This window comes from Aquibacillus rhizosphaerae (assembly GCF_030282825.1).
GTDB classification, from domain to species: Bacteria; Bacillota; Bacilli; order Bacillales; family Amphibacillaceae; genus Aquibacillus_C; species Aquibacillus_C rhizosphaerae.
Genome location: NZ_JASTZU010000012.1, coordinates 19616 through 34692, shown reverse-complemented (window position 1 = coordinate 34692; position 15077 = coordinate 19616). Strand labels below are relative to the sequence as shown.

Annotated in this window: 15 protein-coding genes and 1 riboswitch; of the genes, 4 read left to right on the top strand and 11 right to left on the bottom strand. The window is 36.9% G+C overall.

Annotated elements, in window-relative coordinates; genetic code table 11:
• Positions 1-120: 120 nt before the first annotated feature.
• From QQS35_RS01895 to QQS35_RS01870, 6 genes are all read right to left on the bottom strand, one after another.
• The gene (locus QQS35_RS01895; RefSeq protein ID WP_285930070.1) at positions 121-546 is read right to left on the bottom strand and encodes a TIGR03826 family flagellar region protein; all 426 of its coding nucleotides are present in this window, start codon (positions 544-546) and stop codon (positions 121-123) included.
• A 77-nt stretch (positions 547-623) separates the two neighbouring features.
• Positions 624-1304 (bottom strand): ComF family protein, encoded by a 681-nt coding sequence (locus tag QQS35_RS01890; protein ID WP_285930069.1) that lies wholly within the window; start codon positions 1302-1304, stop codon positions 624-626.
• The gene (locus tag QQS35_RS01885) at positions 1304-2767 is read right to left on the bottom strand and encodes a DEAD/DEAH box helicase (protein WP_331490609.1); all 1464 of its coding nucleotides are present in this window, start codon (positions 2765-2767) and stop codon (positions 1304-1306) included. The genes QQS35_RS01890 and QQS35_RS01885 overlap by 1 nt, the downstream gene beginning before the upstream one ends.
• Before the next feature lie 76 nt (positions 2768-2843).
• A complete protein-coding gene (locus QQS35_RS01880; RefSeq protein WP_285930068.1) occupies positions 2844-3686 on the bottom strand; it encodes a DegV family protein in 843 nt (280 codons plus the stop codon).
• A gap of 369 nt (positions 3687-4055) precedes the next feature.
• Positions 4056-4736, bottom strand: coding sequence for a response regulator (locus tag QQS35_RS01875; protein ID WP_285930067.1), 681 nt, complete (start codon positions 4734-4736; stop codon positions 4056-4058).
• Between the two features lie 125 nt (positions 4737-4861).
• Complete coding sequence (locus QQS35_RS01870; protein WP_285930066.1) at positions 4862-6001, bottom strand: sensor histidine kinase; 1140 nt, start codon at positions 5999-6001, stop codon at positions 4862-4864.
• A gap of 200 nt (positions 6002-6201) precedes the next feature.
• Here QQS35_RS01870 and QQS35_RS01865 point away from each other — a divergent pair, with 200 nt between their 5' ends.
• On the top strand, positions 6202-6834 hold the full coding sequence (locus QQS35_RS01865; RefSeq protein ID WP_285930065.1) for a YigZ family protein: 633 nt from the start codon (positions 6202-6204) through the stop codon (positions 6832-6834).
• A gap of 171 nt (positions 6835-7005) precedes the next feature.
• Here the strand turns inward: QQS35_RS01865 and QQS35_RS01860 are convergent, their stop codons facing one another.
• The 4 genes from QQS35_RS01860 to sinI form a co-directional block, all read right to left on the bottom strand.
• Complete coding sequence (locus QQS35_RS01860) at positions 7006-7143, bottom strand: hypothetical protein (protein WP_285930064.1); 138 nt, start codon at positions 7141-7143, stop codon at positions 7006-7008.
• 581 nt (positions 7144-7724) lie between these two features.
• Positions 7725-8204: a VanZ family protein gene (locus tag QQS35_RS01855; RefSeq protein ID WP_285930063.1), complete on the bottom strand. Its 480-nt coding sequence runs from the start codon at positions 8202-8204 to the stop codon at positions 7725-7727.
• Positions 8205-8305: 101 nt separating this feature from the next.
• Positions 8306-8638: a helix-turn-helix domain-containing protein gene (locus QQS35_RS01850; RefSeq protein WP_285930214.1), complete on the bottom strand. Its 333-nt coding sequence runs from the start codon at positions 8636-8638 to the stop codon at positions 8306-8308.
• Positions 8639-8720: 82 nt separating this feature from the next.
• Entirely contained in the window at positions 8721-8855 is a 135-nt protein-coding gene (sinI, locus tag QQS35_RS01845; protein ID WP_285930062.1) for a DNA-binding anti-repressor SinI, read from the bottom strand.
• A gap of 26 nt (positions 8856-8881) precedes the next feature.
• A riboswitch (cyclic di-GMP riboswitch) is annotated at positions 8882-8967 on the bottom strand.
• 266 nt (positions 8968-9233) lie between these two features.
• On the opposite strand from sinI, the gene QQS35_RS01840 reads away from it, so the two are divergent.
• From QQS35_RS01840 to QQS35_RS01830, 3 genes are all read left to right on the top strand, one after another.
• Positions 9234-9812: a class D sortase gene (locus QQS35_RS01840; protein WP_285930061.1), complete on the top strand. Its 579-nt coding sequence runs from the start codon at positions 9234-9236 to the stop codon at positions 9810-9812.
• 202 nt (positions 9813-10014) lie between these two features.
• Positions 10015-10953, top strand: coding sequence for an LCP family glycopolymer transferase (locus tag QQS35_RS01835; RefSeq protein ID WP_285930060.1), 939 nt, complete (start codon positions 10015-10017; stop codon positions 10951-10953).
• Between the two features lie 761 nt (positions 10954-11714).
• Complete coding sequence (locus tag QQS35_RS01830) at positions 11715-13742, top strand: penicillin-binding transpeptidase domain-containing protein (protein WP_285930059.1); 2028 nt, start codon at positions 11715-11717, stop codon at positions 13740-13742.
• 171 nt (positions 13743-13913) lie between these two features.
• On the opposite strand, the gene QQS35_RS01825 is transcribed toward QQS35_RS01830, so the two are convergent.
• Positions 13914-14909: a Gfo/Idh/MocA family protein gene (locus QQS35_RS01825; protein WP_285930058.1), complete on the bottom strand. Its 996-nt coding sequence runs from the start codon at positions 14907-14909 to the stop codon at positions 13914-13916.
• Positions 14910-15077: the final 168 nt, after the last annotated feature.

The window sequence follows — 15077 nt, the reverse complement described above, 5'->3', positions numbered from 1 at the left end:
GTTCACCTCTTTCCGTAAAATTCGCACGATTCTCTAATCCTTATATCGGTAACTCTATCTGAATGTTTAATAGTAATACTTAAAAAGCAAGCATTTTTTTGCTTGCTTTAAAAATAAGGATTATTGTCTATCTTTTTTAACAGAATAATACGTGTTTGCTTTCTGTTTATCTTCCGCTTTATTTCTTTGTGAAACTTTATCTATTTCACCTTGTTTGTTTAATTCGGTAACTAATCCTTTGGAGCAAGGACCACATAATTTCCCTTCGATAATTGGATTCCCGCATTTTTCACATGGATAATGTAAGTTAGGAAACTGTGATGCACGAAGACGCTTTTCTTTAACGAATTTTATAATTAAATCTTCTTCTACCTCTGTCTCTTCCACAATTTGCATGACAGTTGCTGTTCGATTTGCTCGTTTTTTCATATAATCATACACCGTTTGAAACGCTAGTTCTTCCTTTTTAAAACAATCTTGACATATATCTCTTAATCCCTTAACAAACAGGGCATCGCAACGTGGACAATTTGCTAATTCACCCATAGTAACCCACCTTAGTTATTTTTGGTCCATTATATCATAGATACTGTCGAATAAGGTCGATTATTTTACGGATATTATTACCTGGCGAGTGTAAAAACATAGACCCCCAGGCATCCATTTTCTTTTAACAACTTTGCAGCATGGCGCACTGTAGTCCCCGTTGTATAAATATCATCAATTAAAATCACAGGCTGATTAATCTGTTTTTCTAATTGAAAAGGATTACTTGTACCTAGTCTATCTTTCCTAGTTTTTTTAGATTGTTTTTCACCTTCCATCCTAGTTAACATCTGAGTATAAGGCATTTCTAACAGTCGAGCTAATGCCTCAGCCTGGTTAAACGCACGCTCATATAATCGCTCTTCACTTAATGGGATTGGAACAATAACAGCATCTTTTTTAATCTCTTTAAAAACCTGATTAAATTTCTCACAAAAAGCTTCACGCAACATTTCAACCAAAGCATAATCACCTCGATATTTCCATTTTGTGATAATCTCCTTCATGATCGGATTGTACGTAAAAACGGATGTATTAAATGTTAAGACACCTTTCCAATGCGGATCACTTTCCCAACGCTCGCAATCAGAACATACATCTTTTTCACTCCGGCGACCACAATACTTACAGAGCTGCCCATCAAGTACATCTAATTGCGCTTTACAACTTTCACAAATGTTTTTGACCTTATCAGGATAAAAGAAATTTATCCAATCCACTTCTTCAATAATTTCCGCCTCACACCATAAACAATGCATTACAGTTTCCTCCCACGCTTATTCATTTGTTTAATCGACGCAATCGCTTCAACCATTGCATCTGTTTTCCCATCATGAAAAAAGATCACTTCACCGGTTGGATCATTTGGACTTCGACCAGCACGTCCTGCAATTTGCACAAGTGCCGCTTCATCAAACACATCATGCCCAGCATCTAATACAACAACATCGACCGAAGGAAAAGTCACTCCTCGTTCCAGAATTGTCGTTGTAATGAGTAGAGTCAACTTATTTTCACGAAACTTGATTACTTTCTCTTCCCTGTCAGAATCGGAGGCATGAACAGAAGTAATCTTTTCTTTCGCTACAAGTTGTTGGTCCACTAAATGACCTACTAACTTTTCAGCAAGTTCAATCATCGGTACAAATATGAGTAACTGTCTATTAGGATTAACACGGCTGTTATACCATTTTAAAAAGGCAGGTGGTGCTTGAAATTGACTCAGTGATTTTTTTAAAGAAAAACACATATGAAGGATTGGCAATGGTAACGGATGTCCATGAAAACGAACTGGAACGAAGACGGCTGAAAGTTTTTTTGATTGGACTTGTTTACGATGTTTCTTACGTGGGGTAGCAGTTAAATAAATTGTTGATGCATCCGGTTTCGCTGCACGCCCCGCAGCAAACGGTAACGAGGCATCAGCGTGAAATGGAAAGGCATCGATTTCGTCGATAACCATTACATCAAACGCATGAGCAAATCGGAGGAGTTGATGGGTTGTCGCAATAATCAACTGTCCCTTTCCTTGTTTCTGTTCGCTTCCACCATATAACGCTTCGATTTCCGTTTCAGGAAAAGCCTTTTGAAATCTCGGCCTCAGTTCCCTAACAACATCGGCACGAGGTGTTGCTAGACAGACGCGTTTGCTGTGTTTCAGAGATTCACTTATCCCATGAAATAACATCTCCGTTTTACCAGCTCCACAGACAGCCCATACGAGTAACTCGGAATTACCCTTCATCATCGTATTCGTAATTTCATCCGATGCATGTTGCTGGTAATGCGTTAGTTCCCCTTGCCATTCACAGGGATTATCTTGTTGTAACCAAATAGGTTTGGATCCTATCCAATAATACAAAGGTTCACATTGCATTATCCTGCCCATTTCAATACACTTCCGGCAATAGACATGTGTATGACTGCAGCGTGCACAGGGAATATCAGCAAAAAGATGTTTCTGTTTATTGCCACAACGTCTGCACCTATGGCCCCATAGATGTTGCTCGATGGCATCAATCGATACGAAATTTTGATTGGAAAGTAAGGAATGGAGGGTTTGATCATCTAGGGGAATTTCTTGACGTAGTAATAGTTTTCCGGCGAAGTGTTTGGCGTAATCTAGACTTTCATGTAAGGGAGGTTTGTCATCTGATGTAGGTAACCAGTCGTAAGTAGGACTTAGAAATGACTGGATGGAGGTAAAAAGCTTTTCAACCATGTATTTATCATCTCCTATATAAGAGGTGCCAAAAACTTGGCACCTTGGAATATAAAAATATAATTGCATTAATTAATTATTTTAGATACCAACCTAAACCTAGTGCACCTTCACCTAAGTGGGTACCAATAACTGGACCAAAATGGCTTACTGTCAGTTCAACATGAGGATATTGCTCTTGTAACTCTTGTCTTAGTTGTTCTGCTTCTTGTGGTCGATTCGCATGAATGACTACCCCGCGAATTGGAACTCTAGCTTGTGCATCTTCTGCAAATAAACTCTGTAATCTTTTTAACGCTTTTTTATGTGTTCTGATTTTTTCAAAAGGTACAATTTTTGTATCAACAAAGTGCAAGAGTGGTTTTACTTGTAACACACTGCCTAAAAGTGCCTGTGCACCACTTAGCCTACCACCGCGATGGAGATGACTTAAATCATCCACCATAAAATAAGCACGCATCGATTGTTTCATTTCATGAAGACGAGCCATTATCTCCGCGGCTGTTGCACCTTTTTCAGCCATTTCGGCTGCTTCTAGGACATAAAAGCCTTGTGGCATCGCACTGATTTCTGAATCAAACGCATGGATGTCGATGTCCTCTACCATTTGGTTTGCGGCTAGAGCTGTCTGAAACGTACCGCTTATCCCGCTTGATAAATGAATCGAAATTACGTCATCATGCGTTTCAGCTAATTGATTGTATGTTTCTGTAAGTAAACCAATGGATGGTTGTGAGGTTTTTGGTAAAACTTCTAAACCACGCACGAGGTCGTAAAATTTATCTGTCGTTAAATCAACCTCTTCTTGATAAGAAGCATCCTCTAAAACAACGTTTAATGGAACCATATGTATATTCCACTTCTCTCGTATATCAGAAGGGATATACGCTGTACTATCTGTAACTATAGCTACTTTCATTGTATTAATCGTACCCTTCTTGTCCAGATTTTCTTTCTCTTATCATCGTCCTATGAGCATTTACCACATAGGCTAAGTATACATAGGACAAGCTAATTTCATACTTCTTCATTATTTTACAACACGAATGCAAAGAATGCATAGACATAATTTCGCTTTTTCAATTATATACTAGATTACAAACAGATAAGGACTCTCATACAGGTTTAATTAAGCATCGCAAGTATGAAGCCCTTATTCTAAATATCTTTCTTCTTTCTGAACCACTGCGCTTTGCTTATGTATATACAAGACGGTGAGGGAGTGCTTTACTTGGTGCAGAGGAGGCGGTCCGGTGTTTAAATAAAAGAACCCCGGACCTTAAGCGGTTTACAATACTTCAACCCACCCATTACGTATCGCTGTAACAACTGCTTGCGTACGATCATTTACACTCATTTTTTGTAAAATATTACTAACATGGTTTTTGACTGTTTTTTCGCTTATGTACAGGGATTCTGCAACACCACGATTACTTTTTCCGTCTGCTAATAATTGTAATACTTCACACTCACGTCTCGTTAATAGATGTAAAGGTTTTCGATATTCTATGAATTTCTCCATGCCTTTACTCGTATTTTCTTCTACTAATCTACGATACTCTTGTACTAAATTATGAGTTACTTTTGGATGCAAGTAAGAGCCACCGTCACTTACTACTTTAATCGCTTCAATGAGAGAATTGGAATCCATTTCTTTCAATAAATAACCTTGTGCCCCTGATTTCAATGCGTGCGTCACATAATTTTCGTCATCGTGAATCGACAAAATTATCACATTTACATCCGGGAATTTGTTGATTAACGCTGCCGTTGCTTCTACCCCGTTTGTGTCAGGCATATTGATATCCATTAAGACGACATCGGGTTGATGTTCTTCTACCAATGGTAATGCTGAGGAACCGTCATCCCCCTCTGCGACGACACTAAAGCTTTGTTCGAATTCTAAGATGCGTTTCACACCTTCTCGAAACAACTTGTGGTCATCTATTAATACTATTTTAGTTGTCATATTCTGCTCCTCCTATATTTCTTTATCTATATTTTCACTGTGTCTATTATCTACATTTCCATTCATTGGTGTACGGACCAGTTTTTAATTATTATACATGATAATCAAGCATTTGTATTAATTGTTTATCTTTCTATTGAGGGAACCTCGATTAATACACTAGTCCCTTCTCCAATCGAAGAGTTAATTTTCAATTTGCCATCTAGCATTTCAACACGTTCACGCATTCCAAGCAAACCAAAGGAATCTTGTTTTTTAACATTGACATCAAAACCTTTTCCATTATCTTTAATTAGAATGTAGACGCATTTTTTACGAATTTCTAATTTCACTTCAATTAGTGATGACCCAGAATGTTTGACTGCATTTTGGACAGATTCTTGTACTAATCGGAACAACGCAACTTCATATTTACTTTTCAATCGCTTGTCTAAGCCTAGTGAGACAAAGTGAATTTTAACTTTATTATATTCTTCCATTGTAGCTAAATATTTCTTAATCGTAGGTACTAAACCTAAATCATCCAGTGCCATTGGACGAAGATCATAGATGATTCGCCTTACTTCGTAGAGTGAGGAACGTACCATTGTTCTAACACTTTTCATTTCTGTTATCGCTTCTTCTACGCCCCGTTCTCTAAACGTGCGATCTACTAACTCTGAGCGCAATAATATATTCGCCAACATTTGTGCTGGTCCGTCATGCATTTCTCTGGATAGACGTCTGCGCTCTTCTTCTTGTGCTTCAATAATTTTCAGGCCAAATTCTTGTTTTTCGTTGGCATCCTGAATTAACTCACCAACTTGTTTAAAATCTTCATTTAAATAATTTAACACAACTGAAATTTTCCCAACAAGTCCATCCGCTCGTTCGACCGTTTGTTCTAAAGATTGTAGGCGACGTTGGATTTCGTCTCTTTTTTCACGGAGGTTATGCTCTTTTTCACGAACCATTGTCAAGTTTGTTTGTAATTCGTGTGTTTGATTGTATATATTTCTAATTTCTTCCTCTGTATAGTTTTTAAAGTTTTTACTTACTTCAGCAAGCCGGTTTCTAGATTGGCGGGCACTTACTTCTAACCGATCACCTTCATCAATTAAGTTAATAACTTGTTCTTTGATTTCCTCTAGTTCTCTTTTCAGTTTATCATATTCTTTCCTTGATTCTTCACTTATAAAAAAGATTTCATCCTTACTATTTTCAACTGCATCAATCATCTCGTCGATAATGAAATCTAATGCTTTTTGATCGGCTTTTTTTGCCATTATGCCTTCACCAACTTCCCATCTGATAGTATTCGTCTAGACTCACTCGATTTACGGGGGTATAGTTATAAAAGAGGTGAGTTTTACGTACTAAATTTATACTTTTATGTAAGATTTTATTATGTCCCTATTCATTATAATACATTTGCGGCAGTTAATGGTACTCTATATAATATTATTTAGGAGGTTTTTCGATTATCATGTTACCTAACTATTTCACCGTAAAACAAGAAGGTTCTGATGAAGTTGTCATTCAAAAATCACGTTTTATCGGATATGTAAAACGTGTAGAAACAGAAGAAGAAGCACAACTTTTTATACATTCCATAAAGAAAAAACATCATGATGCCACGCACAATTGCTCTGCCTATATGATTGGTGAACGTGATCAAATCCAAAAAGCAAATGACGACGGGGAACCGAGTGGAACAGCTGGTGTGCCAATATTAGAAGTCATAAAAAAAAGACAGTTAAAAGACACTGCTGTAGTTATCACCCGATACTTTGGAGGTACGAAGCTTGGTGCAGGGGGATTAATACGCGCCTATTCTAGTACGACATCGCAAGCAATTAATACAACTGGTGTAGTTGAACGTCGGTTAATGAAAGAGATCTTCGTTACTGCAGACTACTCCCTACTTGGCAAGTTAGAAAATGTTTTGATTAATTCAAGTTACATATTAGATCATATTGAATACCTCGACACGGTTCGCTTGTCCATATTTGTGGAAGAAGGAAAACAAGAAGAATTTACAAATTGGATAATTGATTTAACAAGTAATCAAGTTGAGTTGGCTGATGGTACTACCAAATATTTAGAAATAGATGTTTGATGTAACGGTAGATTTAATGCGACAAATATTTCCCAGGCAATAAAAGTTTCGACATTCTATCCTAAATCTATACCTTTGCGATTAGAGAGCGACTATAACGTTTATAGTCGCTCTTTGTGAAGTGATCGGATTGCTATCCTTAATAATTTTGTTTTCTTCTCAGAGAATCAGCTAAGATTTAGGCATTTGGTGATTTTCTAATTCATGTATTAAATTCCTTACTAATTCTTGAGAGTTATTGATTTGAAGTTTTTCTGTTCGATCAATGATGTTAGCTAAAACATTTTTATAAATATCCTGTTCTGTCAAACTATCACCCCATTGTCATTACAGTACTTCAGGCGCCCTAATACATCTTATGTAGTTACTTAGGCTTTGGTTCATCGTTTAGATTTCAATTCTAAATGACTGTATTCTAAAAATTGTTGCTTATTACAGATAATCTATAAACTACTATGTTGATTTCCTGTAAAGTTGGTTAGATAATGCTTCATCTATCACTTCGGAAATACACTGCGCTTTCCGTGGGCTCGCGCTGAGCCTCCTCAATCGCAAAGAACGCTCTTTGTGGGGTCTCAGCGTCATCGCTTTCCCACAGGAGTCTCCGTGTATTTCCTACGTTAGGATAGTGGTGTTCAAAGAATTCAACCATACATTTCTAGAAAAATAATAATTCTAGCGAAGGGAAAATACGATACTCCTATGGGAAAGGAACAGTCTGAAGGCCCCACAGTGAGTGCATTTCACTCAGGAAACTAAAGCGTTCCCCATGGAAAGAGAGTATTTTTCCGTAGCGGTGTATTATAGCCCATCTTGTAAGGGAAAAGAAATTGATAATTAGCTTAGTGCAAACTTTCTATATAAGTTCGAATCTTGCACAGCAACTATGTTTATAATAAACGCCTTCTGAAAATAAAAATCAAAGCTACACCCAAACACGCACCAAAGCTATCCAAAAACACATCCCCGATAAATGGAGTTCTGTTTGGTGTAAATCCTTGATGAATCTCATCAAAAATAGCATAAATAATCGTAGCAACAAGTGCAAACAGCACCTGATATTTTCTTATAAGCTTGCTTGTCTTATTTATCGCAAAATAAAAAGCTAAACATAAAATAAGAAAAACAGTCACGTGAGCAGCTTTTCTTATAAAAAATTCAATCAAACCAAGCACACCTAATGCAGCAACACTTACTTCAGATTGATGGTAGACGAACGTTATCCAATCTAAGTAAGGTGCTAAAAATGAAAGATCAATGTAATTGGACAAAAACGGTTTGATGTCTTGGTCTTGGTACGGTTGTGCTGACGCGTAAAATATCATACCCATCCAGGCAATTGGAAATATCCAATACATCCATTTCTTCATGATTTGTTCCCCTTTAATTCAAAAAATAAACGTAACGTACACCATTATAAAAAACCAGCAAAGCATCCAACTACGGCTTTGCTGGTTTTTTAGTGCTATTTTTATTTAGGTTGATTTTGTTTCCAACGATTAAATTCTAGAAATTCTTTAAATTGTTGTTTCGACACACCGGATTTCATGGCGTCCTGAGCTAACCTTAGCCATTCTTCATCTAATTGGCTTTTTAACTCTTGGTCGCTTTCACTCATTAAAAGTTCATTTACGGAAACCCCTAATACATTACCAATCTTTTCGATAAATTGAATGGAAGGATTGGACTGCAAGTTGCGTTCAATCGAACTTAAATATGATTTTGCTACACTTGCTTGCTCTGCTAGTTCTGATAGCGACATTTTCTTCTCTTTACGTAATTGTTTTATCTTGTCCCCGATCAACGCCATTCACCTTCTTTCAACATGCATTATAACATATCAAAGCGAATGGTTCTATATAAAGCACATTAATGTTCTACAAATTTTATTGAAATATGTCCAGATGATATTCTGCTATGAATGATTGCACTTCTTCTACTGATAAACCGATCCTTTTCGCTTCTTCCATCAGTTCTATCCATTCATTGTCCAAAAGGCTCTTATGTAGTGTTTGTTCCATAAGGTTTCCTCCCTAACTAAACCCATTCAGGCAGCACAGCCATCCTAGCAATAATTGCTTTAGACCTGATACTTTGCGTCCTTATCTTTCAATAAGTTTGCCCTTTTTTGCTGAAGAAGCAATTTTTTTTGTTATGTATATTTTATACCATAAGAAGACGTTGGTGTATGACTTGTTTTGTCGAACGAGTACTATTTTTGTATTTTTCTAAACCATTTTTACCAGAAATTAATTTTTGAAGTTTACTATATAATTTTTATTAATGATTTGTGCATATGAAATTAATTTTTTACTATATTTTTACATAAGATGATTGATACGCTTACATCTTTACTAGTATAATAGGAAATAAGTATATTAATAGTGGGAGCGGAGCCAATGAAAAAATTAGCGATACTATTTATGATTGCTGGTCTTGTTTTAGTAGCTATCGGTGGATACGAGCTTATTAAAACAAAAGCTGCAGAAAGAAACACTTTAAATGAAGCACACCAATTATTAAACGTAGAAAAGGATGAGGCGAATACAAAGACAGATCCGTCTGAGTTCTTCCCAGATATGGGGGAGACGGTTGGTATTCTTGAGATGCCAAGTATCGATGCTGAACTCCCGATTGTAGAGGGTACGGATGCCGATGATTTAGAAAAAGGTGTCGGCCATTATAAAGGAACAGCATATCCTAGACAACAAGATCAAATTGTTCTTTCTGGACACCGAGATACCGTCTTCCGCAAATTAGGTGATATCGAGATAGGAGACATCTTCATTCTTAAACTCCCTTATGGAGAATTCACCTATGAGATGGTTGATTCTAAAATTGTTGATGCTGATGACCGAACAATTATAAAATCTACAGCACCTGAAGAAGAATTAGTGATTACGACATGCTATCCATTTTCATATGTAGGAAATGCCCCAGAACGTTACATCATATACGCAAAGCCAATTGAAGAATAATAGTACTAAAAAATCGAGCGGAATCACCCAGCTCGATTTTTTAATAGGATGTTGAATTCCGCAAGTGTCGTAATTTAAAGTCCAACAAAAAGAAAACATAGAGTCATAGGTAGTCACAAATAAAAATTTTATAGACGTCCGAATTTCAATAGGCTATAATAACTTGATTAGAATTTGATATTTTTGTAAAGGGAGATTTGAGATGGCTAGTAGATCAGAAAAAAAGAAACTATCCAAAAGACGTCGCTGGCTTTATTGGGTTGGAGGAATTTTATTAGCACTTATCGTAGCTGGTATTGGCTATGGTGTTTATGTATATAACCAACTAGACAATGCTGTTGATGCGATGCATCAACCATTAGAAAGAGACACAGAAAGACAAAAGGAAATGGAAGGCATTTTTAATGATAAAGATTCTTTTAATATGCTACTCCTTGGTGTCGACGAACGCGCAACAGATGCTGGTCGTTCAGATACAATGATATTCATGTCATTAAACCCAAAGACAGAATCAATGATCATGATGAGTATTCCTCGTGATAGCTACGTGAATATTCCTGAACGTGGTATGGACAAACTTAACCATTCTTATGCCTACGGTGGTGTAGATTTAACATTAACTACAGTAGAACAATTACTCGATGTACCTATTCATTATTATGCGAAGGTTAACATGGAAGGTTTTGTCCAAGGTGTTGATGCATTAGGTGGCGTTACAGTAAATAACAGCTTTGCGTTTGATCAAGATGGTGAATCGTTTGCTGAAGGACAGATTCATTTAACAGGGGAACAAGCATTAAAATATACACGCATGCGAAAACAAGATCCTCGTGGTGACTTTGGTAGAAATGATCGTCAGCGCCAAGTAATCGAAGCTGCGATGGGTGAAGCTGCAAGTTTCTCAAGTGTCACTAAAGTGGGAGAAATATTTGATATCCTCGGTGGAAATGTTCAAACGAACTTAACGATGGACAACTTCCAATCAATGTTCTCTAATTACCGCCAAACCCGAAACAACGTCAACACCATTCAAGTAGAAGGTAGTGGCAGCACAATTGGCGGTGTTTGGTACTATGAAGTTCCAGACGAAGAGTGGTCAAGAATTAAAACGGAAATCAAAGACCATATGAACGCTTCTTAATAAAAGGTCACGAAAAAGGTAACAGATACGGTTGAGTAGATAAAAAAAATGTAATAAGAAACGCTCAGTGTTATATCCCTGAGCGTTTCTTTTATTATCTCGTTCGTGCCAAGTCCGTTACAAAAACAGAAAAGTTTCTTCTTTTTACAGTATTTTCTTGTATTTAACCAAATAAGGAGTTAACAAAGAACCAATAGTGACCGTACTGATAGCTATGAGTAGTGTAAAGAAAATATTATTCAAGGATAATGAAAGGTTTCCAAATACCATCATTGGTAGGATGGTTAGACCGACTACAATGAATCTTGAAGGAAAGGTTATTTTGTACGTAGATCTACATTTTTTACATTGCACTGGGCCGTAGCTCCAGTTTGCTCGATAAATTTGTTTTCAATTAAATGTGGTATTACAGTTATCACATTTCACCAATCTTAAAACCTCCGTTCATCCGTTTGATTAAACGCACCGAATAGTTAGATTTCTACTATGGTCGATTTGATAAAAATATCACAATTAGTTCCGACATTAACCAAACCTCCTAGTTATTGTTCCTTTATAGATTATATTATCACAAAACTACATTTCTTCTTGTTAAATACAAAATATGGCAAGACTATTTTCCTTCACAAGAGGGGTTTAAAAATCTCTAAATAAGAAAATTGCTTTTTCTATAATTTTACAATCCTATCATATACGCTTCTACTAATGTATATGATAAAATGATGATAACCGAATCAATCTTTGAATAAGGAGGTTGGCTTATGCGCAAATATACAGCACTTATCACAACTCTAATCGTTGTTTTATTATTAGCTGCGTGTTCTGACGATGAAGTTAAACCAGAAGAAAGATTAGACCAATATGTAGAGAAATGGAATGAACAAAGCTTTACAGACATGTATGAGATGGTATCTGATCAAACAAAAGAAGCCTATGCAACGGAAGATTATATCGATCGTTATCAAAATATATATGAAGACTTAGGTGTAACAGAGTTGAATGTTACATATGAAGTACCAAGTGAAGAGGAAGCTGAGGATGCCGAGCAAGAAGAAGGAATTCGAACATTCCCTGTCCAAGTAGAGATGGAAACCATTGCAGGACCAATTTCTTATCAGTCTGAAATGACAATGGTCCAACTAGAAAAACAAGAAGAGTTAAATTGGTACGTAGAATGGAATCCAGGTTTTATATTTCCCGAACTAAAAGATGGTGGAGAAATTGAGATAGCATCGGTAACTCCAACAAGGGGACAAATATTTGACCGGAACCGTAATGGACTTGCTGTTAATGAAGTCATATATCAAATTGGTGTTGTTCCACAAGATTTTGGTGATAATGCGGAAGAAACAAAACAAGAAATTGCTAATCTATTAGAAATGGATGTAGAATCGATTAATTCTGCCTTAGAAGCTGACTGGGTGGGTCCGGACACGTTCGTCCCATTAAAAAAGGTGCCAACAGCGAATCAAGAATTACTTGATAAACTATTTGCGCTTAGTCCCATATATAAAAAGGATACAACTGGAAGGATCTATCCTTATGGAAAAGCAGCAGCACATCTAACTGGCTATATTGGAAATATTACTGCTGAAGAGTTAGAAGAACGTGATCCTGCGATTTACTCTCAGAATGATTTGATTGGAAAACGAGGATTGGAACAGTTATTTGAAGAAAGATTAAAAGGGAAAAAAGGGATTAAAATACTCATTACACAAGAAGGGCAAGAAGATGTTGTACTAGCAGAGAAAGCTGTAGAAGATGGAGAAAGTATCACATTAACAATTGATGCTGAAATTCAAAAAGCAATTTACACATCTTATCAAGAAGATGCTGGAACCGCGGCAGCTATTGATCCTAAAACAGGTGAAACACTTGCGTTGGTTAGTAGTCCATCATTCGACCCGAATCAGTTGGCCTATGGAATTAATCAAAACAAGTGGACAGAGTTACAAGAAGACCCACAGTCACCATTACTTAACAGATTTGCAGCCAACTTTTCACCTGGTTCAACAATTAAACCAATCACTGGTGCTATCGGTTTAAACGAAGGAACAATCGTGCCTGGTGAAGGTATAGAAATTAATGGAGAAACATGGTCAAAAGACGGATGGGGAAACTATCAAGTTCGCAGAGTTTCTGAATCATCTGGTCCAGTTGACTTAACGGATGCATTAATTCGGTCGGATAATATCTATTTCGCCCAAAAAACAATCGAACTTGGCAGTGATGCATTTATTCAAGGGCTAGAAGCATTTGGATTCGGTGAAGATTTCCCTTACACCTATCCAATTGAAGCAAGTGCTATTTCTGCAAATGGTGAGATTGATAGAGAGGTCTTGCTAGCAGATACAAGCTATGGCCAAGGTGAAATGCAAATGAGCGCTCTTCATTTAGCTACAGCCTATTCGACTTTTATAAATGATGGAAACATGATTCAACCAATACTAGATAGTAGTGAAGAAACAGGTCAAGTGTGGAAAGAGAACCTTATTTCAAGCGAACATGTTAGCGTCATTAAAGAGGCTCTTAGACAAGTGGTTACCGCCTCCAATGGAACAGCTCGCGGGGCTAATATGAATGACATTCAATTATCTGGTAAAACAGGTACATCCGAACTCAAATCTTCCCAAGATGAAGAGGACGGCCAAGAAAATGGTTGGTTTGTTGCATACCCTGCCCAAGAGGATATCATTATTTCAATGATGGTTGAACATACAGAAGAGCAATCTGGTGGAAGTGGCTATGTAGTTAATAAAGTTGCAGATATATTTCAAGAAATAAGATAAGTTGTTAATTGAAGGCCACCCTTTACTTATTCTCCAGTAAAGGGTGGCCTTAGTTGTGTACTCTAGTAACTTTTCCAATCGAATTTCAAGCGAAAAACGTCCTAGTTCCCTCAATCTCTACCAACTTAAAACAGGCCTAATCGCACCAATGCGATTAGGCCTGTTTTTTGATTAACTTAACTTTATACTTTTTCCTGTTTCAATAGAATGAAAGGCTGCATCCATCACTTTCATGTGATTCAACATTTTTTCATTAGTATAGCTAGGTTGCTTCTTCTCAATAACTGAATCTACAAAGTGCTCTACTTGAAGCTTATATTGGTCGCCTGCCACACTATACTCTTCTGTCTCACCATTTGATTTCACCACACGGATGAACCCCTCACCACTTTCATTGGCATCAGGTCGATAAGGTCCAACTACTTCAATCGTTCCTTGTGAGCCAACGACTTGATAGGTTTGTCTAGGTGTTACATCGAAACTACAATCAAACGAAGCTTGTATGTCATTTTCAAATGACAATACACCGGCAACAGTTGTATCGACATTAAACTTTTCTGGAATTCTCGCATTAGCATAAACATCAGTTGGTTGATCATTTAATATATTACAAATCGAGTGGATTGTGTAACAGCCAATATCATATAGAGCGCCTCCTCCGAGACTTCTATCTAAACGAATATTGCTTTCGTCCGTTAGCAAATATGAAAAACTAGCTCGCATAAATGAAACATCACCGATTGCACCTGATGTGATTAACTCTTTGACTTTCGCATGCTGTGGATGAAACTGATACATAAATGCTTCCATAAAAGTAACACCATGATGAACGCACGCATCTATCATTTCCTTTAACTCATCATAATCTAATCCGGCTGTTTTTTCGCATAATACATGCTTTCCTTTTTTCGCAGCTTCCAATACCCATTCTTTATGCAAACTGTTTGGTAATGGAATGTAAACGGCATCAATGTTTGGGTCTGCCAATAATTCCTCATAGCTTGTATAAGCCGTTGGAATATCAAGTTTCTCCGCTACACTTATTGCTTTTTCTCCACGACTTGCAATCGCTACCACTTCTCCGTTAGAAGAGCGCTGAATAGCCGGAATTACCTGTTCTTGTCCAATCATTGCCGTGCTTAAAACTCCCCAATTTACTTTGCTCATATTTTATAACCACCTTTATAACTTAAATTACTAGATTAGCAATGTTGCGCTTTCATTTCTTATCTTACACTATTTTACTAACCATTTACAGAATCAGCTACGAGCAAAGTATGCACCTTATATCCGCATATACGTACTTGATTATGATTAACAGTGTTATCGTATTTA

Coding starts and splice junctions, on each gene's coding strand:
- QQS35_RS01895 (WP_285930070.1), bottom strand. CDS start 546: ATGGGTGAATTAGCAAATTGTCCACGTTGCGATGCCCTGTTTGTTAAG.
- QQS35_RS01890 (WP_285930069.1), bottom strand. CDS start 1,304: ATGCATTGTTTATGGTGTGAGGCGGAAATTATTGAAGAAGTGGATTGG.
- QQS35_RS01885 (WP_331490609.1), bottom strand. CDS start 2,767: ATGGTTGAAAAGCTTTTTACCTCCATCCAGTCATTTCTAAGTCCTACT.
- QQS35_RS01880 (WP_285930068.1), bottom strand. CDS start 3,686: ATGAAAGTAGCTATAGTTACAGATAGTACAGCGTATATCCCTTCTGAT.
- QQS35_RS01875 (WP_285930067.1), bottom strand. CDS start 4,736: ATGACAACTAAAATAGTATTAATAGATGACCACAAGTTGTTTCGAGAA.
- QQS35_RS01870 (WP_285930066.1), bottom strand. CDS start 6,001: ATGGCAAAAAAAGCCGATCAAAAAGCATTAGATTTCATTATCGACGAG.
- QQS35_RS01865 (WP_285930065.1), top strand. CDS start 6,202: ATGTTACCTAACTATTTCACCGTAAAACAAGAAGGTTCTGATGAAGTT.
- QQS35_RS01855 (WP_285930063.1), bottom strand. CDS start 8,204: ATGAAGAAATGGATGTATTGGATATTTCCAATTGCCTGGATGGGTATG.
- sinI (WP_285930062.1), bottom strand. CDS start 8,855: ATGGAACAAACACTACATAAGAGCCTTTTGGACAATGAATGGATAGAA.
- QQS35_RS01840 (WP_285930061.1), top strand. CDS start 9,234: ATGAAAAAATTAGCGATACTATTTATGATTGCTGGTCTTGTTTTAGTA.
- QQS35_RS01835 (WP_285930060.1), top strand. CDS start 10,015: ATGGCTAGTAGATCAGAAAAAAAGAAACTATCCAAAAGACGTCGCTGG.
- QQS35_RS01830 (WP_285930059.1), top strand. CDS start 11,715: ATGCGCAAATATACAGCACTTATCACAACTCTAATCGTTGTTTTATTA.
- QQS35_RS01825 (WP_285930058.1), bottom strand. CDS start 14,909: ATGAGCAAAGTAAATTGGGGAGTTTTAAGCACGGCAATGATTGGACAA.